Consider the following 1,844-nt stretch of genomic DNA (forward strand, 5'->3'; position numbering starts at 1 on the left):
GGTTCAGACGATAACACCCTGAAAATCTGGGACATTGACAGTGGCAGGGAACTGAGAACTCTCATTGGTCATACTAGCTCAGTAACAGCAGTGGTGATCGCACCGGATAGCAAAACCGCGATTTCAGCTTCGGAGCATACCTTGAGAATCTGGGATATCCGCAGTGGCAAAACCGTCAGAGTTCTCACCGATCTTACTAACGAGGTAAATGCAGTGGCGATCGCACCGAATGGCAAAACCGTGATTTCGGCTTCAGACGATAACACCCTGAAAATTTGGGACATCCGCAGTGGCAGAACCCTCAGAACTCTCACCGATCTTACTAAGTTCGGAACAGCAATGGCGATCGCACCGTCTGGCAAAACAGTGATTTTCCGTTCACAGAATCGCCTAGAAGTCTGGCACATTGACAGTGGCGCAAAAATCAGAACTCTCATTTGTGATACTTGGGAGACAAGTGCAGTGGAGATCGCACCCGATGGCAAGACGGTAGTTTCGGCTGAGGATAACACCCTAACAGTTTGGAACATATCTAAGGGAACCCGGATCAAAACTCTCAATGGTCATAGTGGCTGGGTAAACGCAGTGGCGATCGCACCGTCTGGCAAAATAGCGATTTCAGCTTCATCTGATAACACCCTAAGAATCTGGGACATTTGTACCGAAGGTCAACTCAGAACTGTTACTTGTGATGATGATCGAGTAAAAGCAGTCGCGATCGCACCCGACGGTCTAACAGCGATTTCCGCTTCAAATTGCCTAACAGTTTGGGATATCGATAGTGGCAAATCGCTCAGAACTCTCGACGATGATACTGGCTTTGTAAATACAGTCGAGATTTCACCATCTGGTAAAATTGCGGTTTCGGGATTAGAGAATCGCACCCTAACGGTCTGGCAGATTGACACCGGGATCTCCCTTAAGACTTTCTATTATCAGGCTCAGGTAAATGCAGTCGCGATCGCACCCGACGGCAAGACAGCAGTTTCGGCTTTAAATAATAAAATCTTAAAAGTCTGGGACATAGACAGTGAGAAGGTACTGAAAACTCTTACCGGTCATACTGGTGCTGTGACAGCAGTGGCGATCGCACCAGACGGCAAGACAGTGATTTCGGCTTCATCGGATGATACCCTCAAAATCTGGGACATAAACACCGGCAATGAACTCAGAACTCTCATTGGTCATACTCACTCGGTAACAGCAGTAGCGATTCCACCAGACGGCCTCATAGCGATTTCGGCTTCATCTGATGGCACACTGAAAGTCTGGGACATAGAAAGTGGGATTTTTATTCCCAGAAGCGGAACTCTTGCCGGTCATACTAGCGGGGTAACATCCGTTGCGATCGCCCCTAACGGCCTCATAGCGGTTTCCGGTTCATCGGATAAAACCCTGAAAATCTGGGATTTGCTTAGTGGCAAAGAGGTTGCTAGTTTCAGCGGAGATGCTGAGTTTAATTGCTGTGCGATCGCCCCTGATGGAGTGACAGTTGTAGCGGGCGATCAATCGGGCCGGGTGCATTTCCTGCGATTGGAGGGAGTTAAACAGTTGACAGTTGACAGTTGACAGTTGACAGCGAGGTTTTTGTCCGCATCTATGGGTTGTAGGGAAGTATTTCGGAAAAAACCCGGTTTCTGGGGTTCCGCGATCGGGTTTTTTGGTGGATGGGCGATCGGGTTTTTTGTGGATGGGCGATCGAGTTTTGTGGATGGGCGATCGCATTTGATTGGTTAGTCCGTTGGTTAGTCCGCGCAGTCGGGGCTAGTTGGTTAGTTGCCGATTCCGCCAGGGGTTTAAACCCCTGTCTCATAGCGAAAGTCCTCTCAAAGAGGACTGAAGAG

General features: G+C 49.0%; 1 protein-coding gene and 1 pseudogene. One reads left to right on the forward strand and one right to left on the reverse strand.

Annotated elements, in window-relative coordinates; all coding sequences use genetic code 11:
* Positions 1-1,569: pseudogene (locus QT974_RS09360) on the forward strand (hypothetical protein); the annotation flags it as partial.
* Positions 1,570-1,597: 28 nt separating this feature from the next.
* Here the strand turns inward: QT974_RS09360 and QT974_RS09365 are convergent.
* A partial coding sequence (locus QT974_RS09365) for a hypothetical protein (protein WP_333468231.1) occupies positions 1,598-1,844 on the reverse strand: 247 nt, incomplete at its 5' end.

The organism is Microcoleus sp. BM001215392 (assembly GCF_036700185.1).
GTDB lineage: Bacteria > Cyanobacteriota > Cyanobacteriia > Cyanobacteriales > Microcoleaceae > Microcoleus.